The organism is Pseudomonas pichavaramensis, from assembly GCF_050473265.1.
In the GTDB taxonomy this organism is placed as follows: domain Bacteria; phylum Pseudomonadota; class Gammaproteobacteria; order Pseudomonadales; family Pseudomonadaceae; genus Aquipseudomonas.
This window is the reverse complement of sequence record NZ_JBJKFJ010000004.1, coordinates 121,037-144,066: the sequence shown is the minus strand read 5'-3', so window position 1 is coordinate 144,066 and position 23,030 is coordinate 121,037. Positions and strand designations below refer to the sequence as shown.

General features: G+C 62.3%; 20 protein-coding genes and 1 pseudogene. 9 read left to right on the top strand and 12 right to left on the bottom strand.

Annotation, left to right across the window (positions count from 1 at the left end):
- Window positions 1-40 precede the first annotated feature (40 nt).
- Genes ACJRW5_RS08350 through ACJRW5_RS08325 form a run of 6 tightly spaced genes read right to left on the bottom strand, consistent with a single transcriptional unit; the run spans window position 41 to window position 5,979 of the window.
- Window positions 41-1,783 carry an ABC transporter substrate-binding protein gene (locus ACJRW5_RS08350; RefSeq protein WP_484570061.1) on the bottom strand — a complete coding sequence of 581 codons (1,743 nt, stop codon included), beginning with the start codon at window positions 1,781-1,783 and terminating at the stop codon, window positions 41-43.
- A gap of 51 nt (window positions 1,784-1,834) precedes the next feature.
- The gene (locus tag ACJRW5_RS08345; protein WP_484570060.1) at window positions 1,835-2,107 is read right to left on the bottom strand and encodes a DUF2160 domain-containing protein; all 273 of its coding nucleotides are present in this window, start codon (window positions 2,105-2,107) and stop codon (window positions 1,835-1,837) included.
- An 11-nt stretch (window positions 2,108-2,118) separates the two neighbouring features.
- Window positions 2,119-2,919, bottom strand: a complete 801-nt coding sequence (locus tag ACJRW5_RS08340; RefSeq protein ID WP_484570059.1) for a carbohydrate ABC transporter permease — start codon at window positions 2,917-2,919, stop codon at window positions 2,119-2,121.
- A gap of 8 nt (window positions 2,920-2,927) precedes the next feature.
- A complete protein-coding gene (locus tag ACJRW5_RS08335; RefSeq protein WP_484570058.1) occupies window positions 2,928-3,791 on the bottom strand; it encodes a carbohydrate ABC transporter permease in 864 nt (287 codons plus the stop codon).
- A complete protein-coding gene (locus ACJRW5_RS08330; protein WP_484570057.1) occupies window positions 3,788-4,885 on the bottom strand; it encodes an ABC transporter ATP-binding protein in 1,098 nt (365 codons plus the stop codon). The genes ACJRW5_RS08335 and ACJRW5_RS08330 overlap by 4 nt, the downstream gene beginning before the upstream one ends.
- Window positions 4,885-5,979, bottom strand: a complete 1,095-nt coding sequence (locus ACJRW5_RS08325) for an ABC transporter ATP-binding protein (RefSeq protein WP_484570056.1) — start codon at window positions 5,977-5,979, stop codon at window positions 4,885-4,887. Before ACJRW5_RS08325 ends, ACJRW5_RS08330 begins: the two co-directional genes overlap by 1 nt.
- A gap of 260 nt (window positions 5,980-6,239) precedes the next feature.
- Here ACJRW5_RS08325 and ACJRW5_RS08320 point away from each other — a divergent pair, with 260 nt between their 5' ends.
- The 5 genes from ACJRW5_RS08320 to paoC all read left to right on the top strand — a co-directional run bounded on the left by ACJRW5_RS08320 (window position 6,240) and on the right by paoC (window position 13,329).
- Window positions 6,240-8,072, top strand: coding sequence for a sigma-54-dependent Fis family transcriptional regulator (locus ACJRW5_RS08320; protein ID WP_484570055.1), 1,833 nt, complete (start codon window positions 6,240-6,242; stop codon window positions 8,070-8,072).
- Window positions 8,073-8,166: 94 nt separating this feature from the next.
- Window positions 8,167-9,315, top strand: coding sequence for a class C beta-lactamase (ampC, locus tag ACJRW5_RS08315; protein ID WP_484570054.1), 1,149 nt, complete (start codon window positions 8,167-8,169; stop codon window positions 9,313-9,315).
- Window positions 9,316-9,521: 206 nt separating this feature from the next.
- Window positions 9,522-10,175, top strand: coding sequence for an aldehyde dehydrogenase iron-sulfur subunit PaoA (gene paoA, locus ACJRW5_RS08310; RefSeq protein ID WP_484570053.1), 654 nt, complete (start codon window positions 9,522-9,524; stop codon window positions 10,173-10,175).
- Entirely contained in the window at window positions 10,172-11,128 is a 957-nt protein-coding gene (locus tag ACJRW5_RS08305; RefSeq protein WP_484570052.1) for an FAD binding domain-containing protein, read from the top strand. The genes paoA and ACJRW5_RS08305 overlap by 4 nt, the downstream gene beginning before the upstream one ends.
- Window positions 11,125-13,329, top strand: coding sequence for an aldehyde oxidoreductase molybdenum-binding subunit PaoC (gene paoC / locus ACJRW5_RS08300; RefSeq protein ID WP_484570051.1), 2,205 nt, complete (start codon window positions 11,125-11,127; stop codon window positions 13,327-13,329). Before ACJRW5_RS08305 ends, paoC begins: the two co-directional genes overlap by 4 nt.
- Window positions 13,330-13,404: 75 nt before the next feature.
- On the opposite strand, the pseudogene ACJRW5_RS08295 reads toward paoC, so the two are convergent.
- The 3 genes and pseudogenes from ACJRW5_RS08295 to ACJRW5_RS08285 form a co-directional block, all read right to left on the bottom strand.
- Window positions 13,405-13,506 (bottom strand): annotated as a pseudogene (locus tag ACJRW5_RS08295) (SDR family oxidoreductase); the annotation flags it as partial.
- A gap of 166 nt (window positions 13,507-13,672) precedes the next feature.
- On the bottom strand, window positions 13,673-15,055 hold the full coding sequence (gene cysS / locus ACJRW5_RS08290) for a cysteine--tRNA ligase (protein WP_484570050.1): 1,383 nt from the start codon (window positions 15,053-15,055) through the stop codon (window positions 13,673-13,675).
- Between the two features lie 150 nt (window positions 15,056-15,205).
- The gene (locus ACJRW5_RS08285) at window positions 15,206-16,870 is read right to left on the bottom strand and encodes a glutamine--tRNA ligase/YqeY domain fusion protein (RefSeq protein ID WP_484570049.1); all 1,665 of its coding nucleotides are present in this window, start codon (window positions 16,868-16,870) and stop codon (window positions 15,206-15,208) included.
- Window positions 16,871-17,027: 157 nt separating this feature from the next.
- Here ACJRW5_RS08285 and ACJRW5_RS08280 point away from each other — a divergent pair, with 157 nt between their 5' ends.
- The gene (locus ACJRW5_RS08280) at window positions 17,028-17,525 is read left to right on the top strand and encodes a peptidylprolyl isomerase (protein WP_484570048.1); all 498 of its coding nucleotides are present in this window, start codon (window positions 17,028-17,030) and stop codon (window positions 17,523-17,525) included.
- A gap of 4 nt (window positions 17,526-17,529) precedes the next feature.
- On the top strand, window positions 17,530-18,252 hold the full coding sequence (gene lpxH, locus ACJRW5_RS08275) for a UDP-2,3-diacylglucosamine diphosphatase (protein WP_484570047.1): 723 nt from the start codon (window positions 17,530-17,532) through the stop codon (window positions 18,250-18,252).
- Between the two features lie 21 nt (window positions 18,253-18,273).
- Here lpxH and ACJRW5_RS08270 read toward each other — a convergent pair whose 3' ends face one another.
- Window positions 18,274-19,128: a LysR substrate-binding domain-containing protein gene (locus ACJRW5_RS08270; protein ID WP_484570046.1), complete on the bottom strand. Its 855-nt coding sequence runs from the start codon at window positions 19,126-19,128 to the stop codon at window positions 18,274-18,276.
- Here ACJRW5_RS08270 and ACJRW5_RS08265 point away from each other — a divergent pair.
- Window positions 19,127-20,458: an MFS transporter gene (locus ACJRW5_RS08265; protein WP_484570045.1), complete on the top strand. Its 1,332-nt coding sequence runs from the start codon at window positions 19,127-19,129 to the stop codon at window positions 20,456-20,458. The two genes, ACJRW5_RS08270 and ACJRW5_RS08265, sit on opposite strands and share 2 nt — an antisense overlap.
- Window positions 20,459-20,484: 26 nt before the next feature.
- Here ACJRW5_RS08265 and ACJRW5_RS08260 read toward each other — a convergent pair whose 3' ends face one another.
- A complete protein-coding gene (locus tag ACJRW5_RS08260; RefSeq protein WP_484570044.1) occupies window positions 20,485-21,138 on the bottom strand; it encodes a MiaE family protein in 654 nt (217 codons plus the stop codon).
- A 157-nt stretch (window positions 21,139-21,295) separates the two neighbouring features.
- Between ACJRW5_RS08260 and ACJRW5_RS08255 the strand changes: the two genes are divergently transcribed.
- Window positions 21,296-22,159, top strand: coding sequence for a universal stress protein (locus ACJRW5_RS08255; RefSeq protein WP_484570043.1), 864 nt, complete (start codon window positions 21,296-21,298; stop codon window positions 22,157-22,159).
- Window positions 22,160-22,225: 66 nt separating this feature from the next.
- Here ACJRW5_RS08255 and ACJRW5_RS08250 read toward each other — a convergent pair whose 3' ends face one another.
- Window positions 22,226-22,702, bottom strand: a complete 477-nt coding sequence (locus ACJRW5_RS08250; protein ID WP_484570042.1) for a DUF1289 domain-containing protein — start codon at window positions 22,700-22,702, stop codon at window positions 22,226-22,228.
- Between the last annotated feature and the right edge of the window lie 328 nt (window positions 22,703-23,030).

Here is a 23,030-nt window from a genome sequence, read left to right as displayed (position 1 = left end):
TTTCGCGACTAAAGCCGCTCCTACAACAAAGGCATCGGCCTCACTTGCGCGCCTGCTCCCAGGATTTGAGCAGTTCGTCATAGGCGATGGTTTCGCCCTTGGGCTTCTCGTTGGCCAGCTTGGGCTTGGGCGCACCGGGCTGATCGAACCAGTACTGCGGATCACGCGGCTCGTTCAGTTTCGGCCCGCACTCACCCAGTACGTTGGAGCGTTCCAGGCGACCAAGCATGGTGTCCTGCGCAGCCGCCAGGCCATCGAGCGCCTGCTGTGGCGTCTTGTCGCCACTGGCTGCCTCGGCGATGAACTGCCACCACAACTGCGCCAGGCGCGGATAGTCCGGCACATTGGTACCGGTCGGCGTCCACTGCACGCGCGCCGGGCTGCGGTAGAACTCCACCAGGCCACCGAGTTTGGGCGCTACTTCGCTCATCGCATCGGAGTTGATGTCCGACTCACGGATCGGCGTCAGGCCAACCAGAGTCTTCTTCAGCGACACGGTCTTGGACGTGACGAACTGGGCATACAGCCAGGCCGCCAGACGCTGCTTCTCCGGGGTGGACTTGAGGAAGGTCCAGGAGCCGGTGTCCTGGTAACCGAGCTTCATGCCCTCCTCCCAATATGGTCCCTTGGGCGACGGGGCCATACGCCACTTCGGCGTGCCGTCCTCGTTGACCACCGGCAGGCCCGGCTTGGTCATGTCGGCGGTGAAGGCGGTGTACCAGAAGATCTGCTGGGCGATGGCGCCCTGCGCTGGCACCGGCCCGGCTTCGGAGAAGGTCATGCCCTGGGCTTCCGGCGGCGCATACTGGCGCATCCAGTCGACGTATTTCTGCGTGGCGAACACCGCTGCCGGGCCGTTGGTATCGCCGCCCCGGGCGACGCTGGAGCCTACCGGGCGGCAACCGTCGACTCGAATACCCCACTCGTCCACCGGCAGGCCATTGGGCAGACCCTTGTCGCCACCACCGGCCATGGAGAACCAGGCATCAGTGAAGCGCCAGCCCAGCGACGGGTCTTTCTTGCCGTAGTCCATATGGCCATAGACGCGCTGACCATCGATTTCCTTGACGTGCTCGAAGAAGAACTGGGCAATGTCCTCATAGGCCGACCAGTTGACCGGCACGCCCAGCTCGTAGCCATAGATGTCCTTGAACTTGGCCTTGAGCTCCGGACGCTCGAACCAGTCGGCACGGAACCAGTAGAGGTTGGCGAACTGCTGATCCGGCAGTTGGTACAGCTTGCCGTCCGGACCTGTGGTGAAGGAAATACCGATGAAGTCTTCGAGATCCAGGGTCGGCGAGGTGAAGTCCTTGGCTTCGCCTTCGATCATGTCGCTGATGGCCATGGCCTTACCGTAGCGCGCATGAGTACCGATCAGGTCGGAGTCGTTGACCCAGCCGTCGTAGATGTTCTTGTCCGACTGCATCTGCGTCTGCAGCTTCTCGACCACATCGCCTTCCTGCAGCAGGTCATGGCGCAGCTTGATCCCGGTGATCTCGCTGAAGGCCTTGGCCAGCACCTTGGACTCGTACTCATGGGTGGTGATGGTTTCCGACACCACGCTGATATCCATGCCGCGGAATGGCTCGGCGGCCTTGATGAACCATTTCAGTTCCTCGAGCTGCTGCTCGGGCGTCAGGGTCGAGGGGTTGAATTCCTCGGCGATCCATTTCTTCGCGGCCTCTTCATAGGCATCCGCCCAGGCCGCACCGCTCAAACCGGACAACGCCAGCAAGGCAGCCAGCGCCATGCTATGTCGGGTCTTGTTGTTATTGTCGAACATAGAGACCTCCATCTCAGGATTTGGGGAGAGGCACACCGGCGGCAGCCCGGCTCAGCCCCAGCGCATGACTGCGCACAACCACACCAGCGATAGCAATGACGCTATCCACACGCTCCAGTCGGTCACACCTATCACCAGCAGGTGCAGATAGGCGCTACCGAGCAGACCGATGAACAACCGGTCGCCACGGGTGGTGGCGATCGGCAGAAACCCCTTGCGCTCGACGCACGGCCAGCGCAGCTCCACCAGCGTCATGCCAGCCAGCAGCACGGCAATGCCGGCGAAGAACAACGCGGTAGGCAAAGTCCAGGCCATCCAGCTCATGAGTAACCTCCTTACACGCGCCCAAGGGCAAAGCCCTTGGCCACATGATTGCGAACGAACCAGATCACCAGCATGCCGGGGATGATGGTCAGTACCCCGGCCGCCGCCAGCACGCCCCAGTCGATGCCCGAGGCGGACACCGTGCGGGTCATCACCGCCGCGATGGGTTTGGCGTCCACGGATGTCAGAGTGCGCGCCAGCAGCAGCTCGACCCAGGAGAACATGAAGCAGAAGAAGGCCGTGACGCCGATGCCGGAGCGGATCAGCGGGAGGAATATCTTCACGAAGAATTTCGGGAAGCTGTAGCCATCGATATAGGCCGTCTCGTCGATTTCCTTGGGCACGCTGGACATGAAGCCCTCGAGAATCCATACCGCCAACGGCACGTTGAACAGGCAGTGCGCCAGCGCCACGGCGATGTGGGTGTCGAACAGGCCGATGGACGAATACAGCTGGAAGAATGGCAGCAGGAACACCGCCGGCGGCGCCATGCGGTTGGTCAGCAGCCAGAAGAACAGGTGCTTGTCACCGAGAAAGCGATAGCGCGAGAAGGCATAGGCCGCCGGCAACGCCACGCTGAGCGAAATCAGGGTGTTGAGGCTGACGTAGTACAGCGAATTGAGGTAGCCCTCGTACCAACTGCGGTCGGTGAAGATCACCCGATAGTTGTCCAGGGTGAAGCTCTGCGGCCACAGACTGAGCCCGCCGAGAATTTCCGTGTTGGTCTTGAACGACATGTTCAGCAGCCAGTAGATCGGCACCAGCAGGAACAGGAAATAGATCAGCAGTGCCAGGCGTTTGCGTAGCATCATGGTCGGCCTCAGCGATTCTTGTCGTTGTGGGTCATGGCTGTGTAGAACAGCCAAGACACCAGCAGGATGATCAGGAAGTAGACCAGCGAGAACGCCGCCGCCGGGCCCAGGTCGAACTGGCCGATGGCCATTTGCGTCAGGGTCTGGCTGAGGAAGGTGGTGGCGTTGCCCGGGCCGCCACCGGTCAGCACGAACGGCTCGGTGTAGATCATGAAACTGTCCATGAAGCGCAACATCACCGCGATCAACAGCACGCTCTTCAGCTTGGGCAGCTGGATATGGCGGAACACCGCCCAGTTCGACGCACGGTCGATGCGCGCCGCCTGGTAGTAGACGTCGGGTATCGCCCGCAGCCCCGAGTAGCACAGCAGCGCCACCAGCGACGTCCAGTGCCAGACGTCCATGATCAGCACCGTCACCCAGGCATCCATGGTGTTGGCGGCATAGTTGTAGCTGAGGCCCAGCTTGTTCAACGCCCAGCCCATCAGGCCGATGTCGGCACGGCCAAAGATCTGCCAGATGGTGCCCACCACGTTCCATGGAATCAGCAGCGGGATGGCCATCAGGATCAGGCACAGCGACGCCCAGCGCCCGCGGGTCGGCATGCACAGGGCGATGGCGATGCCCAGCGGAATCTCGATCAGCAGCACGCAGGCGGAGAAGATGAACTGGCGCAGCAGCGAGTCGTGCAGGCGCGGGTCCTGCAACACCTGGCGATACCAGTCGACGCCGACGAAGTAGCGCGTGGCCGGATCGAAGATGTCCTGCACCGAGTAGTTGACCACCGTCATCATCGGCACAATGGCGCTGAAGGCCACCAGCAGGAACACCGGCAGCACCAGCCACCAGGCCTTGTTGTTCTGCACCTTCATGGCGCCACCTCCACCAGGTAGTCATCGGCATAGAGCATCAGCCACTGCGCAGGAAAACTCAGGTACACCTGCTCGCCAGGAACAGGCTGATCCTCCTGCAGGCGCGCCTTGAGCACCTGGCCGTCGAGGTCGAAGGTGAGAATTTTGTAGGTGCCGAGGTCCTCGACATGCAGCACGCGGGCGCACAGCGCGTCTTCGTAGGCGCCATCCCAGATGTGCACGAACTCGGGGCGGATACCCACCTGCAAGCGCTTGCCCTCCAGTTCGGCCAGGCGCTGGTTGAGCGCGTCGGAAAGCGGCAGCACCGTATCGGCGAAGCGCACGCCGCCCGCGCAGCGCTGCACCTCGATCAGGTTCATCCCCGGACTGCCAATGAAGTAGCCGACGAAGGTGTGTCCGGGGCGCTCGAACAACTCGCGCGGGGTACCGAACTGGACGATCTGCCCGCCATACATCACCGCGATCTTGTCGGCGAAGGTGGAGGCCTCCAACTGGTCGTGGGTGACGTAGACCATGGTGATGTTGAACTGCTCGTGAATCTGCTTGAGCTTGCGCCGCAGCTTCCACTTCAGGTGCGGATCGATCACCGTCAGCGGCTCGTCGAAGAGGATCGCCGACACGTCGTCGCGCACCAGCCCGCGCCCCATGGACACCTTCTGTTTCTCGTCGGCGGTGAGGTTGCGCGCCTTCTTCTGTAGCAACGGATGGAGTTCGAGCACCTCGGCAATCTCGTGCACCTTGCTCATCACCCTCGCCTCGTCCATGCCCTGGTTGCGTAGTGGGAAGGCCAGGTTGTCGAACACCGTCATGGTGTCGTAGACCACCGGGAACTGGAAAACCTGAGCGATGTTGCGCTGCTGCGGCGACAGCGCGTTGACCGCCTTGCCGTCGAACTGCACCTCGCCCTGCGAAGGACTGAGCAGGCCGGAGATAATGTTGAGCAGGGTCGACTTGCCGCAGCCCGACGGCCCCAGCAGGGCATAGGCGCCGCCCTGCTGCCAGATGTGGTTCATCTCGCGGATCGCATAATCTTCCGCCGCCTTCGGCGCACCGCTGTAGCTGTGCGCCAAGTTATGCAAACGAATCTCGGCCATCAGGCAGCCCTCCCCTGACGACGACTGGGCGCCTGCACCAATTGCCCATTGGCAGCGAAGACGAACAGCTTGTGGGTGGGGATGTAGATCAGGATCGACGAATCCACCGCGTACTCGTGCACGCCGGGCAGATGCAGCACCAGCACGAACTGCTCGTTGCGCACATGGAGGAAGGTTTCCGAACCGCTGATCTCGGCCAGCTCCACGGTTACCGCCAACTCCAGGTCATCGTCATTGGACGGCACCAGGCCGATATGGCTCGGACGCACGCCGAAGCGGTAATCACCCTCGGCAATGCCGCGCAGATCAGGGTTAAGCGGAAAGTGCACGCAGTCGGCGAAGCTCACCTCACTGCCGCTGATTCGCCCCGGCATCAGGTTGATCGCCGGTTCCGAGAACAACTCGGCGGCCAGCACCTGTTGCGGGCGGTGATAAACATCGGCGGTCTTGCCACTCTGCACCACCCGCCCCTCGTGCAGGATGGTGGTGGTGCCGCCCAGAGCCAGCGCCTCGTTCGGTTCGGTGGTGGCGTAGATGGCGATGGTGTGGCGCGCCTGGAACAGCTCGCGCATTTCCTGGCGCAACTCCTCGCGCAGCTTGTAGTCGAGGTTGACCAACGGCTCGTCGAAGAGGATCAGCGAAGCGTCCTTGACCAGCGCCCGCGCCATGGCTGTGCGCTGCTGCTGACCGCCAGACAGCTCCAACGGGTAGCGTGACAGCAGGTTGTCGATACGCAGCATGCGCGCCGTGCTCTCGACCTTCTCAATGACCTGCTCCCTGGCCATACCAGCCTGGCGCAGCGGCGAGGCGATGTTCTCGAACACCGTCAAAGTCGGATAGTTGATGAATTGCTGATAGACCATCGACACATTGCGCTGACGCACCGGCACACCGGTGACATCGGCGCCATTCATCAGCACGCGGCCGCTGCTGGGTCGATCCAGGCCAGCCATCAGCCGCATCAGGCTGGTCTTGCCGGCCAGGGTTCGGCCCAGCAGCACATTGAACGAACCGGGTTCGAAACTCAGGCAGGCATCATCGATATGCACCTGGCCATCGACGATACGGGTGACGTGTTCGAGCTTGAGCGACATGGCCTGTCCTTTTTCTTGTCGTGCCATTCGATTGCGAACCTATACAGCGACAAGCGTGCCAGCCCTTCAAAATCCATCTCATCTCGTTGATAAGTATTGAAAAATACCGAAAGCGAGAATTGCTCTTCCAGCCTCTCGCTGAACACTTTTGAACAGTCGGATGTGAACAACTGAACAATTCGTTCGTTGACTTTGAACAGTCTTGAACGAGACTGGACTGATCGCGGCGCAGATCGCGAAACAACAAGAAGAGATCACCGATGACCGAAGCTGCCCGTGCCCCGGCACATGACACCATCATCCGGGAGTCCTGGTCGCGCTGTCGTGACTATGGCCTGACCCACCAAAGCCCGCCGCGCTTCGACCTGCCGACGTCCGGTGATCTTTCGGCTCTGCTGGAAAGTCGCCAGGCCCTGGTGCAGACCACCCATCAGGAGGTGTTGCCCTACTACGGCACCATCCTCGCCAACTCCAACTGCCTGATCATGCTCGCCGACGAACAGGGCCGACTGCTGCAGTCATGGGGCGATCAGCGTTTTATCGAGCCGCGCCAGGCCGCGGGTTTCGTCGCCGGCGCCAGCTGGCTGGAACGCTATACCGGCACCAATGCCATCGGCACCGCACTCAGTTGCGGGCAAGCCGTGCACATCCAGCATGACGAGCATTTCCTCAAGGCCAACCGCTTCATGACCGGCTCGGCCTCACCGATCTTCGACGAACAACGGCGCATGATCGCCGTGCTCGACGTCTCCAGCGACAGCTACCTGCCACCGGCGCATACCCTGGGCATGGTCAAGATGATGAGCCAGTCGGTGGAGAACCGCCTGATCCTCAAACTGTTCGCCGACCAGTACCACCTGCTCAGCTTCAACACCAGCCTCGACAACCTCGACAGCCCCTGGGCTGGCCTGGTGGTATTCGACGATCAGGGCCACGTGGTGTCGGCCAACCGCCGCGCCGATAACCTGCTCGGGCAACCGCTCGCCTATGGCGCTGTCGAGCAGTTATTCGACCTGCCGCTACAACAACTGCTCAATCAGCCGGACGGCCAGCCATTCAATCTGCGCACCCGCGGCCACTTTCGTTTTCATGCGCGGGTACGACGCCCGTCGCGGCCTGCACCAATCCAGGCACGTGACTTTCGCCCGCCCGCCACACCGAGCACGGAAGAACCACAGCTGCATACCCTGAGCCTGGGCGATGCGCGCATGAACAAGGCCATCCGCCAGGCCGAACGCCTGCTGGAGAAGGACATTCCCATCCTGGTGCAGGGCGAAACCGGCGCCGGCAAGGAGGTGTTCGTCAAGGCGCTACACCGTGCCAGCTCGCGCGCCAACCAGGCATTCATTGCGGTCAACTGCGCGGCCATTCCGGCGGAACTGGTGGAGTCGGAGCTGTTCGGCTACGAAAAAGGCGCCTTTACCGGCGCCAGTCAGAAAGGTCACGTCGGCCTGATCCGCAAGGCACACAAGGGCACGCTGTTTCTCGACGAAATCGGCGATATGCCGCTGCGTGTGCAAGCTCGCCTGTTGCGCGTGCTGCAGGAGCGCTGCGTGCAACCGCTGGGCAGCAGCGAGTTGCACCCGGTGGATGTCCGCCTGATCTCCGCGACCAACCGCCCGTTGCGCCAGGACGTCGACAGCGGTCAGTTTCGCGCCGACCTCTACTACCGCATCAGCGGGCTGAACCTGGAGCTGCCGCCACTGCGCGAACGCAGCGACAAGGCGGCCCTGTTCCAGAAACTCTGGGAACAGCACCGCGAACCCAGGCAATGGGCAGGGCTCAGTCGCGAAGTACTCGAACTATTCCAGCGCCACACCTGGCCAGGCAACCTGCGCCAGTTGAGCAGTGTTTTACGGGTCGCGCTGGCCATGGCCGACGACCAGCCTATCCGCGCGGAGCACCTGCCGGACGATTTCTTCACCGACCTGCCCAGCGAGGCGCCGCAGCCTTTGTCACCCCTGACAGACAGCGACGACCTGGCCAGCCAGTACCAGGCGTGTGGCGGTAATATCTCCTACCTGGCCCGCCACCTCGGCCTGAGCCGCAACACTCTGTACAAGCGCCTGCGCGAACAGGGCGTCAGGCCCTGAACCTTTGCTCGAAGACTCGGCCCAAGCCATACATTTGCCACCGCACTTGCCTGCCGAGCGGACACGCGCCGCACCGCCACGAAAGGAACTCAGCATGCGCCACCTGTATCGCCCCCTGTTCGCCGCCCTGACTCTGCTGGCCGCCAGCCAGGCGCCGGCATCGCCTTCACTGGAAACACAGGTGGACGCCGCAGCAAAATCGGTGATGCAGGCCTACGCCATCCCCGGCATGGCCATCGCTATCAGCCACCAGGGCCAGCAGCACTTCTTCGACTATGGCCTCGCCTCCCGTGAAAGTGGCCAGGCCGTGGATCGTCACACCCTGTTCGAGCTGGGTTCGATCAGCAAGCTGTTCACCGCCACCCTCGGCGCCTACGCGCAGGCGCGTGGCACCCTGAACCTCAGTGACAATGCCAGCCAGTATCTGCCGGCGCTGCAGGGCAGCGCGTTCGACCACATCAGCCTGCTGGACCTGGCGACTTACAGTGCCGGCGGCCTGCCGCTGCAGTTTCCGGATACCATCGGCAACGAACAGCAGATGCTCGACTACTACCGCAACTGGCAGGCCGTCTATCCGGCGGGCACCCGTCGCCTGTACTCGAACCCGAGCATCGGCCTGTTCGGTCACCTGGCAGCGGCCAGCCTGGCCAAACCCTTCCAGCAGGTGATGGAGCAGGACCTGCTGCCGCAACTGGGCATGCGCGAAAGCTACGTGCAGATACCTGCCGAGCAGATGCAGCACTACGCCTGGGGCTATCGCGACGATAAGGCGATTCGGGTGGCCCCCGGCGCCCTGGATGCCGAAGCCTATGGGCTGAAATCCAGCACGACCGACATGCTGCGCTTCATCGAGGCCAACCTGCACCCGGATCGCCTGCCCGCGCCTCTGCACCAGGCCGTCAGCGCTACTCACCGCGGCTACTACCAGAGCGGCGACATGACCCAGGGCCTGGGCTGGGAACGCTATGCCTATCCAATCAGTCTGGAACGCCTGCAGGCCGGCAACTCCGCCGAAATGGCGCTGCAGCCACAGCCCGTCGAACGCTTCGCAGTGGCCAAGCCCGCCGAGGGCGACCTGTTGCTGAACAAGACCGGTTCCACCAACGGCTTCGGCGCCTACATCCTGTTGCTGCCAGCGCACGACACCGGCGTGGTGATCCTTGCCAACCGCAACTATCCCAATGCCGAACGCGTGCGTCTTGCCGTGCAGATACTCGCAGCGCTGGAGTCTTCAAGCGACTAAGGCGCCCTCCCCGCAGCATTAGCGCAACCCAGCGGCGGCCGGAGGTGTCATCTCCAACATCACGCATGCGCCCGTCAGTCCCCAGCCAATTGCATGCACTTGGACATGTTGTTGCAACTTGTGCGGCCCTCGCACAGTCGGAACCTAGACACCGCACTCCTGGGGCGATAGCGCATCGCCCGCATGCCAAAGCGAAGGAGACAAGCATGAGTGACTCCAGCGGGAACCAAGGTTATTCACGACGCGACGTCCTCTCACTCAGTCGCAATCTGATGGTACTGGGCACGGCCCCGATCGCCGGCCTGAGTGAGGCCGCCCCCCAGCAACCGCGCCCAGTTCGCGAGGTGCAGAAGTCCAGGGTGGGCTTCAAGGTCAATGGCCGGCAGCAGGAGCTGGAACTGGACAATCGCACCTCGTTGCTGGATGCACTGCGCGAGCACCTGCACCTTACTGGCAGTAAGAAAGGCTGTGATCATGGCCAATGCGGGGCCTGCACCATGATCGTCGACGGCCGTCGCATCAATAGCTGCCTGACCTTGGCAGTGATGCACCAAGGCGCCGAGATCACCACCATCGAGGGCCTGGGTACGCCTGAAAACCTGCACCCGATGCAAGCCGCTTTCGTCAAGCATGATGGTTACCAGTGCGGCTACTGCACACCTGGCCAGATATGTTCGGCCGTCGCCGTTCTGGAAGAGATCGAACAAGGCGTACCCAGCCATGTGACCGACGACCTGCAAGGCGCCCCCAAACGTAGCGAGGCAGAGTTGCGCGAACGCATGAGCGGCAACATCTGCCGCTGCGGGGCCTACTCAAACATCATCGAAGCGATCAACACGGCCTCGGAGGAACTGGCATGAAACCGTTTTCCTACGAGCTTGCCAGCTCGCCAGCCGAAGCGGCCGCCGCGGCAGCGCGCACGCCAGGCGCCAAATTCATCGCTGGCGGCACCAACCTGCTCGACCTGATGAAACTCGAGATCGAAACGCCACTGCACCTGATCGACGTCAACGCCCTCAAGCTTGACCGCGTGGAGCAAACCGGAGACGGCGGCGTGCGCATCGGTGCTCTGGTACGCAATACCGACCTGGCTGCTGACCAGCTCATCCGCCGTGACTACGCGGTGCTGTCGCGTGCGCTACTGGCCGGTGCCTCCGGCCAGCTGCGTAACAAGGCCACCACTGCCGGCAACCTGCTGCAACGCACGCGCTGCCCCTACTTCTATGACAGCAACCTGCCGTGCAACAAGCGCCAGCCCGGCTCGGGATGCTCGGCTATCGAGGGTTTCAGCCGCCAGCATGCAGTGCTGGGCACCAGTGACGCCTGTATTGCCACTCATCCCAGCGACATGGCCGTGGCGATGCGCCTGCTCGACGCAAAAGTGGAAACCGTCAAACCAGACGGAAGTACCCGACACATCGCCATTGCCGATTTCCATCGCCTGCCTGGCGATACGCCAGAGATCGAACACGCGCTGAGCCCCGGAGAGCTGATCACCGCAGTCACGCTGCCCAAACCCATTGGCGGCACCCATCTCTATCACAAGGTGCGTGACCGGGCCTCCTATGCCTTTGCCCTGGTATCGGTGGCCGCAGTGATCCACGACGACGGTAGTGGGCGCGTTGCCCTGGGCGGGGTAGCCGCCAAGCCCTGGCGGCTGACCGCCGCCGATGCCGAACTGAGTCGCGGCGCCAGCGCGACGGCCGAGGCGCTGCTCGTCGGCGCTCGTACAACCGAGCACAACGCCTTCAAATCCACATTGGTTCGGCGCACCCTGAACGCCGTGCTGGCAGACGCGAGGGCCCGCGTATGAAGTTCGAAAGCGCAGCCGGCAGCAATCCGATCGACCAGCAACGGGTGATAGGTCGTCCGTTCGAACGCATCGACGGACCGCTCAAGACCACCGGAACCGCCACCTACGCCTACGAGTGGCACGAACAGGCCAGCGACCTCGCCTACGGCCAGATAGTCGGTGCGGCCATCGCCAAGGGACGTATCACCTCCATCGATCTTTCCCTCGCCCGTGCGGCCCCGGGGGTTGTCAGCATCATCACCGCTGAAAACGCCGGCAAACTTGCCAAGGGCCAGCGCAACAATGCCCGGCTGCTGGCCGGCCCAGAGGTACAGCACTACCATCAGGCCGTCGCACTGGTGGTCGCACAAACCTTCGAGCAGGCTCGCGCAGCTGCCGAACTGGTAAGGATCGAGTACGCGCCACAACAACCCCAATCGGACCTTGCGGCGGCCAGAGAGCAGGCCACCAGGCCGGATAAACTGGTCGGAGGGCCGGCCGACAGTGAGGTCGGCGACTTCAATCAGGCTTTTGCCACGGCCGAGGTACAGCTGGACGCCACCTACCACACACCCGATCAGTCGCACGCGATGATGGAGCCACATGCGTCGATGGCACGCTGGGATGGTGATCGCCTGACCTTATGGACCTCCAATCAGATGATCGAGTGGGGCGCGAAGGATCTTGCCGAGACGCTGGGCGTGCCGCGCGAAAAGGTCCGTATCATCTCCCCCTATATCGGCGGCGGCTTTGGCGGCAAGCTGTTCATCCGCGCCGATGCCCTGCTCGCTGCGCTGGGCGCTCGTGCTGCGGGCAGGCCGGTGAAAGTGGCACTGCCACGACCGATGATCATGAACAACACCACCCACCGTGCCGCCACCATCCAGCGCATACGCCTAGGCGCCACCCGCGACGGCGGCATCGTCGCGATTGGCCACGACAACTGGTCGGGCGATCTCAACGGCGCCAATGCCGAGTCCGGAGTCATCTACTCGCGCCCGCTGTATGCCGGGGCCAATCGCTCCACTACCTCCCGCGTCGCCAGACTCGACCTTCCCGAAGCCAACGCCATGCGCGCGCCGAGCGATGCGCCCGGGTCGATGGCACTGGAGGTTGCCATGGATGAGATGGCGGAAAAGCTCGGCATCGACCCGGTCGAGTTTCGCATCATCAATGACTCACTGGTCGATCCGCAGCAACCTCAACGCTCATACTCCCAGCGTCACCTCAAAGAATGTTTGCGCCAAGGCGCCGAACGCTTTGGCTGGGCTCGCCGCCAGGCTGTCCCTGCCTCGCGCCGCGACGGCGACTGGCTGATCGGCCTTGGCGTGGCAGGCGCCTATCGTGATGCGCTGGTGGCGCCGTCGGCGGCGCGCGTCCGCCTGGATACTACGGGCAGGATCATCGTTGAAACCGACATGACCGATATCGGCACCGGCAGCTACACCATCATCGGCCAGACGGCGGCGGAGATGCTCGGCGTACCTCTGGAACAGGTGCATGTGCGTCTCGGCGACTCCGAGTTCCCCGTATCCTCCGGTTCCGGCGGCCAATGGGGTGCCAATAGCTCGACTGCCGGCGTATATGCGGCCTGCGTGAAATTACGTGAAAAAATCGCTCGCCAACTGGGTTTTGACCCGACACAAGCGACCTATGAAGCAGGCGAAGTTCGCCAGGGAGAAAGACGGGCCAGCTTGACGGAGGCCACCCTGGACGGCCCTCTGGAGGCAGAGGACGGCATCGAATTTGGTGATCTGAACGAGCGCTATCGCCTCTCCACCTTCGGCGCACACTTCGTGGAAGTCGCCGTGCATGCTGCAACTGCCGAAATACGTGTGAAGAGGATGCTCGCGGTGTGCTCGGCCGGACGCATTCTCAACCCGAAAACAGCACGTAGCCAGGTGATCGGCGCCATGACCATGGGTGTCGGTGCAGCACTGATGGAGGAGCTTGCCGTCGACACGCGCTATGGATTGTTCGTCAATCACGACCTGGCCGGCTACGAGGTGCCTGTACACGCAGACATTCCCCATCAGGATGTCGTTTTCCTCGACGAAAGCGATCCCCTGTCGTCTCCGATGAAAGCCAAGGGCGTAGGTGAGCTGGGAATCTGCGGCGTATCAGCCGCCATTGCCAATGCGATCTACAACGCTACCGGCGTCCGCGTGCGCGAGTACCCGGTAACGCTGGACAAGCTGCTCTCCCAGATGCCATCGAGTTGACAGGCCTGCGTACACAAGACAGCCGCTCCCTTGAGCGTCTGTTTTGTGTCATCGACCGCCTTACGCTGCGCGTACTCAGGCCGAGAAACCACCGTCGATGGTCAGGTTGGCGCCGGTGATATAGCCCGCTTCAGGGCCCGCAAGATACGCCACTAAACTGGCGATCTCCTGTGCCTTGCCATTCAGCGCACAGAAGCTGCTGCCGGCGAAGACGCGAGTGTTCATCGTCGAGCGCTTTCGCGAGCAGCGCTGGGCATAGCGCTTCGATGCCCGACGGCGCGATTAGAACCCCATAAACGACCAAGGCCGCTTCTCAGCGGCCTTGGTCATTGTGCAGCACGGCTTATTCAGCCAGACGCCAGGTCGTGCCACCCTTGCCGTCTTCCAGCACCACGCCCATGGCGGTGATCTGGTCACGGATACGGTCGCTCTCTGCCCAGTTCTTCTCGGCACGCGCCTGCAAACGCGCAGCGATCAACGCCTCAACCTCAGCCGCATCGACCTTGCCGACCGCACCAGCCTGAAGGAAGGCCTCCGGCTCCAGTTGCAGCACGCCGAGCACGCCGGCCAGCCGCTTGAGCTGCGCCGCCAGCGCGGCAGCCGCATGCAGGTCGGATTCGCGTAGGCGGTTGACCTCGCGAATCATCTCGAACAGTACCGCGCAGGCTTCCGGCGAGTTGAAGTCGTCGTCCATTGCCGCACCGAAGCGCTCGACGAAGCCTTCGCCGCCAGCAGGCGCCACGTCCGGCAAACCTTTCAGGCCGTTGTAGAAGCGCTCGAGGGCGCCCTTGGCTTCCTTGAGGCTCTCCTCGGAGTAGTTGATCGGGCTGCGGTAATGGCTGGACACCAGCAAGTAACGCACCACCTCCGGCTGGTACTTCTCCAGCACCTCGCGGATGGTGAAGAAGTTGCCCAGGCTCTTGGACATCTTCTCGCCATCGACGCGCACCGCGCCGGCATGCATCCAGGCATTGGCGTAAAGCTTGCCGGTGGCGGCCTCGCTCTGCGCGATCTCGTTCTCGTGGTGCGGGAACACCAGATCCGGGCCGCCGCCGTGGATGTCGAAGGTCTCGCCCAGGCAGCAGGTGGACATCACCGAGCACTCGATGTGCCAGCCCGGCCGGCCCTTGCCCCACGGCGAATCCCAGCTCGGCTCGCCCGGCTTGGCGCCCTTCCACAGCACGAAGTCCAGCGGGTCTTCTTTGACTTCGTCGACCTCGATGCGCGCGCCGATCTTCAGCTCGTCGATCTTGCGCCGCGACAGCTTGCCGTAGGTTTCGAACTTGGTGACCCGGTAATACACGTCACCATTGCCCGGCGCGTAGGCGAAGCCCTTGTCGATCAGGGTCTGAATCATTTGGTGCATACCGGCGATATGCCCGGTGGCACGCGGCTCGATATCCGGGCGCAGCACGGACAGACGCGCTTCGTCCTCGTGCATAGCGGCGATCATGCGCTCGACCAGCGCTTCGAACGGCTCGCCGTTCTCATTGGCACGCTTGATGATCTTGTCGTCGATGTCGGTAATGTTGCGCACATAGGTCACGTCATAGCCGCGCTCGCGCAGCCAGCGCGTGACCACATCGAAGGCGACCATCACTCGGGCGTGGCCGATGTGGCAGAAGTCATAGACGGTCATGCCGCACACGTACATGCGTACGCTGTTGCCTTCTAGCGGCTTGAACGGCTCTTTGACCTTGCTCAGGGTGTTGTAGATGGAAAGCATCTTTTCTAATTCCTCAAGAACGGCTTTCAAAGCAGCGAGCGACGATCAGGCAAGGCGGCGCGAGGTGAGGAAGCGGAGTGTACTGAAGTACATGAGCATTCCGAACCTCGCACCAACGCAGCATGATCGAGCGCAGCAATTTGACAGCCGTTATTGCCCCCACGAATCGCGCAGCGTGACAGTACGGTTGAACACCAGCGCCTCGGCGCTCGAATCCTTGTCCAGGCAGAAGTAGCCCTCGCGTTCGAATTGGAAGCGGTCATCGGCAGCGGCCTGGGCCAGCGACGGCTCGGCGCGGCAGCCTTTGAGCACCACCAGCGAATCAGGGTTGATGTTGTCGAGGAAGCTGCCGCCCTCTTCGGCTTTCTCCGGGTTGGCCGAGCGGAACAGGCGGTCGTACAGACGCACTTCACACTCGACGCTCTCGGCGGCCGGCACCCAGTGGATCACGCCCTTGACCTTGCGCCCTTCCGGGTTCTTACCCAGGGTGTTCTCGTCGTAGGAGCAGCGCAGCTCGACGATATTGCCGGCGGCGTCCTTGACAGCCTCGTCGGCACGGATCACGTAGCTGCCGCGCAGGCGCACTTCGCCACCGGGAATCAGGCGCTTGAATCCGTCCGGCGGGGTTTCTTCGAAGTCGCTGGCGTCGATGTAGATCTCGCGGGAGAACGGCAGCACGCGCACGCCCATGTCCTGCTTCGGGTGGCGCGGCAGTTCGAGGTTCTCGACCTGATCTTCCGGGTAGTTGCTGATGACCACCTTCAGCGGCTTGAGCACGCACATGGCGCGCGCGGCATTGGCGTCCAGATCGTCACGAATGGCGAACTCAAGCATGCCGATGTCCACCAGGCCGCCGGCACGGTTGACGCCGATCATGTCGCAGAAGGTGCGGATCGAGGCCGGCGTGTAGCCGCGACGACGGTAGCCGGACAAGGTCGACATGCGCGGGTCGTCCCAGCCGTTGACGTGCTTCTCATCAACCAGTTGCTTGAGCTTGCGCTTGCTGGTGATGGTGTAGTTCAGGTTCAGACGGGCGAATTCGTACTGACGCGGCGTCGCCGGCACCGGCAGGTTGGCCAGGAACCATTCGTACAGCGGGCGGTGATCCTCGAACTCCAGGGTGCAGATCGAGTGGGTCACGCCCTCGATGGCATCGGACTGACCGTGGGTGAAGTCATAGCTCGGGTAGATGCACCACTTGTCGCCCGTCTGATGGTGATGAGCGTGGCGAATGCGATAGAGGATCGGGTCGCGCAAGTTGATGTTCGGCGAGGCCATGTCGATCTTGGCGCGCAGCGAACGGGCGCCATCGGGGAACTCGCCGGCTTTCATGCGGGCGAACAGGTCGAGGTTTTCCTCGACGCTACGCTCACGGAACGGGCTGTTCTTGCCCGGCTCGTTGAGGCTGCCGCGGTATTCGCGCATCTCGTCAGCGTTGAGGTCGCAGACGAAGGCCTTGCCCGCCTTGATCAGCTCGACGGCCCAAGCATGCAGTTGGTCGAAGTAGTTGGAGGCGTAGCGCTCCTCGCCCGCCCACTTGAAGCCCAGCCACTCGACGTCGGCCTTGATCGCGTCGATGTATTCCTGATCTTCCTTGGCCGGGTTGGTGTCGTCGAAACGCAGGTTGCACTGGCCGCCGAACTCTTCGGCCAGGCCGAAATTCAGGCAGATGCTCTTGGCATGACCGATATGCAGGTAGCCGTTGGGCTCCGGCGGAAAGCGGGTCACGATCTGGGCGTGCTTGCCGCTGTCCAGATCGGCCTGGACGATGGGGCGCAGGAAGTTGGCAGCTTTTTCGACGGTGGGCTTGCTCATGGTGTCCTTAACAATACTGGCGCGGCACGGGTAGGCCGCTTCGGGCAAAGTCCGTATCATAACCAACCTGTCAAGCCCCTGACAGGGTGCATACCAACCTGCCAGGGCTGTTCACCCCGAGCCACTGGCTCGAATCTGCCTCATCACGGATACGATCATGATCAAACTGCACACCAACCACGGCGTCATCACCCTCAACCTGTTCGCCGACAAGGCCCCGGAAACCGTGGCCAACTTCGAGCAATACGTTAAGGAAGGCCACTACGACGGCACCATCTTCCACCGTGTGATCGGCAACTTCATGATCCAGGGCGGCGGTTTCGAGCCGGGCATGAAGCAGAAGCCGACCCGCGCACCGATCAAGAACGAAGCCAACAACGGCGTAGCCAACAAGGTCGGTACCGTGGCCATGGCCCGCACCATGGAGCCGCACTCTGCCAGCGCCCAGTTCTTCATCAACGTCGCCGACAACGGCTTTCTCAACCACAGCGCGCCGACCGTTCAGGGCTGGGGCTACGCCGTGTTCGGTGAAGTGGTCGAAGGCATGGACGTGGTCGAGAAGATCAAAGGCGTTTCCACCACCATGAAAGCCGGCCACCAGGACGTACCGGTGGACGACGTGATCATCGAGAAGGCCGAAGTCGTAGCCGAGTAAGTCGATGATTCTGCTGATCTCCGATCTGCACCTCGAAGAGAAACGCCCGGACATTACCCGGGCGTTTCTGCATTTTCTCGCCACGCGCGCGCGCCAGGCCGAGGCGCTGTACATTCTCGGCGACTTCTTCGAAGTCTGGATCGGCGACGACGGAATGTCGCCCTTCCAGCATGAAATCGCCCGCGCCCTGCGCGAGCTGAGCGATGCCGGCACGCGCATCTACCTGATGCACGGTAATCGCGACTTCCTCATCGGCAAGGCGTTTTGTCACGAGGCCGGCTGCACCCTGCTCAGCGATCCCTGCACGGTGCAGATGGGCGGTGAAAAGGTGCTGCTGATGCACGGCGACAGCCTGTGCACCCTGGATGTCGGTTACATGAAGCTACGGCGCTGGCTGCGCAATCCGTTGTCGCTGCTGATTCTGCGCAACCTGCCACTGGCCACCCGGCAGAAGCTGGCGCGCAAACTGCGCAACGAAAGCCAGGCGCAAACACGGATGAAGGCCAGCGCAATCGTTGATGTCACGCCGCAGGAAGTGGTCAAGGTGATGGCCGCGCACGGCGTGCGCACGCTGATCCATGGCCACACTCACCGCCCTGCGGTGCATGAGCTGGAGGTCAACGGCCAGCCGGCACGGCGCATCGTGCTGGGCGATTGGGATCGTCAGGGCTGGGCCTTGCAGATAGACGGCGGGGATTGGCAGCAGGCCCCCTTCCCGCTCGCCTGATCACAGCGGGCAAACTACCTGCTAGCCCAACCGATATTGCGGGCTTTCCTGAATAGTCTGCGCCAGGCGCCGGGTCGCCTCGTTGGCCTGATCCGCGACGAACAGGGTGATGTCCGTGGCGGGTAACTCGGGCAAGCCCTCCTCGATCACCTTCAGATCCGGCTCCAGCGTCGAACGTGGAATGACGCCTACACCGATTCCCGCGCGCACAGCGGCGAGAACGCCGGCACGGCTTTGACTGGCGAAGGCGATCCGGTAGGGAATCCCAGCTGCGGCGAGCGCCAGACAGGCCGAGTCACGGTGCAGACACCCCTCGACGAAAACCGCCAACGGCAGAGGTGTGCGCTGCTGGGGCGCATGCACCTCGGTGCGCACCCAGATCAGTTGGTCACGAAACAACCGGCAACCGCCGTCCGAGCCTGCCGGCATCTCCGCCAGCGCCAGATCCAGCTTGCCCTCTGCAACGCATGCCGCCAGGTACTCGGGACGATGATCGCAGAGCACCTCCAGGCTGGCCTCGGGATAACTCAGGACGAAGGTTTCCAGCAACGGCGTGAGGGAGCGGGTAGCGTACTGATCATGCGTACCAAAGCGCACCCGCCCCACCACCTCGGCATGACGAAAGCTTCCCAGAACGCGGTCGTGCAGGCTCAGCAGCTGCTGGGCATGGGCTTTCAGCTGCTCTCCAGCGTGGGTCAGCCTGACACCATACTGGCCCCGCTGCAGCAAATCGACCGCCACCAAAGCCTCCAGGCGATTGAGCTGCATGCTGATGGTCGACGGCGCGCGGTGCAGGCGCAGCGCCGCACTGGTCAGGTTGAGCGTCTCGGCGACCACCACGAAGGTACGCAGCAGAGCGATGGGCAGGTCGCGCATGACAGAATTCAGCTTTATTGAACGTGACGATCAAAATTTATCGTTTCCGCGGATTCTGGCAAGCCTCTATGTTAGGCGCCATCCGCTTCTTGCGGATGTCCGATACAACCTCGCGGAGCCCGAATCCATGCGGATGCCCACCACGTTCGGTATGAACCAGATCGTCAGCCACGGATTTGGCATGTTTCTCTTCGCCGCCTTGTTGCCATTCATGCGCGAGGCCATCGGCTTCAGCCCCTGGCAACTGGCAATAATCGGTGCACTGACCCAGCTGGCCTATCTTGGCGGAGCCTTGCTGCTTGGCACGCTCGGCCACCGTATCGGCACCAGTCGCCTGGCCTTGGTGACCGGTATCACCTCTAGCGGTCTGCTGTTCTTGATGTCGCAGCTCCGCGATCCTCTGACCATCACGCTGGTGCTGACCTGCCTGGCCGCCAGTGCTGCGATCAGTTGGGGCTGCATCGTCGAAATCGTGAGCCGCTGCGCCCGCGCCGAGGACCGCGCCACCTATCTTTCCTGCGCCTCCAGCGGCACAGCCTGGGGCTACGCGATAAACGGCCTGCTGATACTGCTGGTGGTACCTGCGCTCGGCTGGCAGACGAGCTGGCAGCTCGCGTCGCTGTTCGGCGTCCTGGTGGTGTGCCTGACCTGGCACCTGCTGAAGCACCTGAAGACGCTGCCAACGACTTGTACAGACAGCCACGAGGCCATGATCGCTCCGCGGCGTCTGCTGGCGATCGTGTTAGGCGAACGCACCGCCCTGATTGCCTGTCTGATCTGTCTGTTAGTGGGATTCACCACCATGCCCTTCTCCTACTGGCTCAACACCTATCTGGATGAGCTCGGTCTGCCAGCCACACTGGGCGGCTACACCTGGGCGATGGTCGGTGGCAGCGGCATGATCGCTGGCCTTGTGATCGGCAAGCTGGCTGATCGCAAGGGTCATGGCGCAGCACTGGCGCTGATCTTCGGCGGCTTCGCCATGGGTCTGTGGGCGTTCGCTCATGATCCGGGACGCTGGGCGCTGTTCGCAGGGTTCGGCTATGGCCTGATGTACTTCCCGATGTGGGGCATCGTCGCCGGCTGGGTCAACTGCCGTTACTCATCCACCGCCACCATGCAAATCAGCGGTATCTGCATGGTGGCCTTCGGCCTGGGCGGTGCATTGGGCAATCTGCTGGCAGGTTATGTCCGTGAAAACATCGGCTCGTTGCAGGGCGTATTCTTTGGTCTGGCGGGGGCGTCATTACTTTTGGTGCTGCTGGCGTTGATCATCCTGCGCGGCGACAAGGCATCGGTCACGCCGCCGACTGCGGCCGGAGCCTGCTGAACACGGCAGCCGGTAAAGTGCACAACCTACAGCGGCACACCGCTGTGAAAGCGGAACTGCTCGTCCGGCAAGGTGATCAGTTCCTGCTCCACCGCGCGCACCACCTCGATACGCGTGTCCACGTCCGCCGCGTCACCATACCGATAGGCGAGTTTGAGATAGCCACGGTAGTGGCGCCCTTCGCTCTCCAGCAACCCGGCGTAGAACTTGGCCAGCTCGGCATCCAGACGCGGCACCAATGCGGCGAAACGCTCGCATGAGCGCGCCTCGATGAAGGCGCCCACCACCAGCACGTCCACCAGCCGCTCCACTTCGCCACCGCGCAGCAGCGCCCGCAGTCCCGCCGCGTAGCGCGACGCTGAAACATGGCGAACTTCGATGCCACGCGCGCGGATGATCTTGCTCACCTGTTCGAAATGCACCAGCTCCTCACGGGCCAAACGCGACATTCTCGCGGTCAATTCGGTCTTGGTCAGGTAGCGCCCCATCAGGCTAAGGGCGGTCTGTGCTGCCTTGTATTCCAGGTTGCGGTGGTCGAGCAGGAGGATTTCCTGCTGACGCAAGGCCTCGTCCAGCCAGGCATCCGGTGTGGCGATGCCGCCGAGGAATTCGAGAATTTCCTGCAGGATCGATACCGATTCTTCGCCGTTACCGGGATTATGCTGGGCATTTGACATCATATGTGAAGCGCTCTTGGTGCTGGCGAGGTTGAAAATGGCGGGCCATTATACGAGTGGCAGGCCCGACGACCAGCGCGCCGTTGATGCAGGTCAACGAGCTGCTTGAACCGACGCCCCTATAGTTGGCTAAGCGCTATTCATTCTCAGGGAGACGACCATGCAAGCGATCCGTAGCATTCTGGTGGTGATGGAGCCCCAACACCCGGAAGGCCTCGCATTGAAGCGGGCAAAACTGATAGCTGGAGTCACCCAGTCGCACTTGCATCTACTGGTGTGCGACAAGAAAGGCGACCACAGCGCCTGGCTCAACGACCTGAGCAGCAGCCTCGCAGCAGAGGGCTTCGGCGTATCCACGCAACAGTCCTGGCATGACAACCAGCACCAGACCATCATCGCGGTGCAGCAGGCCGAAGGCTGTGGTCTGGTGGTCAAGCAGCATCTGCCGGACAACCCGTTGAAGAAAGCCCTGCTCACGCCTGAGGACTGGAAGCTGCTGCGTTACTGCCCGGGCCCCGTGCTGATGGTCAAGACGGATCGCCCCTGGACTGGCGGAACCATCCTGGCCGCTGTGGATGTCGGTAACGCCGATGGCGAACACCGCACCCTGCATTCCGGCATCATCAGCCACGGTTACGATATCGCCGGCCTGGCCAAAGGCACACTGCACGTGACTACCGCACACCCGACGCCGATGTTGTCGGCAGCCGACCCAACCTTCCAGCTCAAGGAAACCATCGAGGCGCGCTACCGTGAGCAATGCCGCAGCTTCCAGGCCGAGTACGACATCAGCGACGAACGCCTGCATGTGTTAGAAGGCCCGGCCGACGTAGTGATCCCGCAAACGGCTCACCGGCTCGGCGCAGCGGTCACGGTGATCGGCACCGTGGCCCGCACGGGGCTGTCCGGTGCGCTGATCGGCAACACCGCTGAAGTCATACTCGACGCACTGGAAAGCGATGTACTGGTCCTCAAGCCGGATGAAGTCATTGCTCACCTCGAGGAACTGGTGGCGCAGCGCTGAAGCACCTGCACAAATGAAAATGCCGCTCTGGACAGAGCGGCATTTTCAGCAATAACTGACCCGCAGCTAGACCCGCACCTCCAGACCTTCTCGCAGAAACCTGGGCGCAATGTAGCGCTCGTAGTGCGCCTCGGACAGCAGGAAGAACTCGCGGTCGATGGCATCGCGCAGCTCGGGCAGGCCCCAATCGCGAAACTCCGGCAGTAGCACCATGCCGTAGGCTTCCAGCTGATTGATCATCCGCGCCCCGCGCGCGATCAATTGGTACGCCCAACAGTAAGGTGACTGCTGCGGCACGAAGCGAATCTGCCGCTGCTCCAGCTGGCTGCGCAAGCGCTGCTCATCGAATACTTCCAGCTTGGCCGCCATTACCTGTACCAGCAGCACTTCCAGCCGCGTCCAGACCGCGCGCTTCTCATCGTCGTTGTAGCTGTTCCAGTTGATCACCTCATGATGAAAGCGCTTGCAACCGCGGCACACGACATCGCCGTATACGGTCGAACACAGCCCCACACAGGGCGTCTTGATGCGCTGATTGGACATGGCGAAACAACATAAACAGCAAAACGGCCGAGCATCTTAGCCCTTTGTCTAATCCTTATCACCCCCACGGATGCGGGGACATCGGCTTAACTTTATCCGCGCTTTCCAGTAGAATCAGCCCGCCTTTTACGGCGCCAATGTCCGTTGGAAGCTGTTTTCAAAGCGTCACGAGCACAGTCGATCCTGCAGGTACGATGGCGGCGCAGCCACTCGGAGTCCCCCCGAGCGTCTGCGTCGGCTTCATCAGAAACCGTCCTGCCGGCGTAAAACTTTGAAAGCAGCTTCTACAAGAGATCCATGAAACCTCGGCTGATCGGCTCATAAAGTC

Excerpts from the sequence above, each read along its gene's own strand:
- ACJRW5_RS08350 (WP_484570061.1), bottom strand. The coding sequence starts at position 1,783 with ATGTTCGACAATAACAACAAGACCCGACATAGCATGGCGCTGGCTGCC.
- ACJRW5_RS08345 (WP_484570060.1), bottom strand. The coding sequence starts at position 2,107 with ATGAGCTGGATGGCCTGGACTTTGCCTACCGCGTTGTTCTTCGCCGGC.
- ACJRW5_RS08340 (WP_484570059.1), bottom strand. The coding sequence starts at position 2,919 with ATGATGCTACGCAAACGCCTGGCACTGCTGATCTATTTCCTGTTCCTG.
- ACJRW5_RS08335 (WP_484570058.1), bottom strand. The coding sequence starts at position 3,791 with ATGAAGGTGCAGAACAACAAGGCCTGGTGGCTGGTGCTGCCGGTGTTC.
- ACJRW5_RS08330 (WP_484570057.1), bottom strand. The coding sequence starts at position 4,885 with ATGGCCGAGATTCGTTTGCATAACTTGGCGCACAGCTACAGCGGTGCG.
- ACJRW5_RS08325 (WP_484570056.1), bottom strand. The coding sequence starts at position 5,979 with ATGTCGCTCAAGCTCGAACACGTCACCCGTATCGTCGATGGCCAGGTG.
- ACJRW5_RS08320 (WP_484570055.1), top strand. The coding sequence starts at position 6,240 with ATGACCGAAGCTGCCCGTGCCCCGGCACATGACACCATCATCCGGGAG.
- ampC (WP_484570054.1), top strand. The coding sequence starts at position 8,167 with ATGCGCCACCTGTATCGCCCCCTGTTCGCCGCCCTGACTCTGCTGGCC.
- paoA (WP_484570053.1), top strand. The coding sequence starts at position 9,522 with ATGAGTGACTCCAGCGGGAACCAAGGTTATTCACGACGCGACGTCCTC.
- ACJRW5_RS08305 (WP_484570052.1), top strand. The coding sequence starts at position 10,172 with ATGAAACCGTTTTCCTACGAGCTTGCCAGCTCGCCAGCCGAAGCGGCC.
- paoC (WP_484570051.1), top strand. The coding sequence starts at position 11,125 with ATGAAGTTCGAAAGCGCAGCCGGCAGCAATCCGATCGACCAGCAACGG.
- cysS (WP_484570050.1), bottom strand. The coding sequence starts at position 15,055 with ATGCTTTCCATCTACAACACCCTGAGCAAGGTCAAAGAGCCGTTCAAG.
- ACJRW5_RS08285 (WP_484570049.1), bottom strand. The coding sequence starts at position 16,870 with ATGAGCAAGCCCACCGTCGAAAAAGCTGCCAACTTCCTGCGCCCCATC.
- ACJRW5_RS08280 (WP_484570048.1), top strand. The coding sequence starts at position 17,028 with ATGATCAAACTGCACACCAACCACGGCGTCATCACCCTCAACCTGTTC.
- lpxH (WP_484570047.1), top strand. The coding sequence starts at position 17,530 with ATGATTCTGCTGATCTCCGATCTGCACCTCGAAGAGAAACGCCCGGAC.
- ACJRW5_RS08265 (WP_484570045.1), top strand. The coding sequence starts at position 19,127 with ATGACAGAATTCAGCTTTATTGAACGTGACGATCAAAATTTATCGTTT.
- ACJRW5_RS08270 (WP_484570046.1), bottom strand. The coding sequence starts at position 19,128 with ATGCGCGACCTGCCCATCGCTCTGCTGCGTACCTTCGTGGTGGTCGCC.
- ACJRW5_RS08260 (WP_484570044.1), bottom strand. The coding sequence starts at position 21,138 with ATGATGTCAAATGCCCAGCATAATCCCGGTAACGGCGAAGAATCGGTA.
- ACJRW5_RS08255 (WP_484570043.1), top strand. The coding sequence starts at position 21,296 with ATGCAAGCGATCCGTAGCATTCTGGTGGTGATGGAGCCCCAACACCCG.
- ACJRW5_RS08250 (WP_484570042.1), bottom strand. The coding sequence starts at position 22,702 with ATGTCCAATCAGCGCATCAAGACGCCCTGTGTGGGGCTGTGTTCGACC.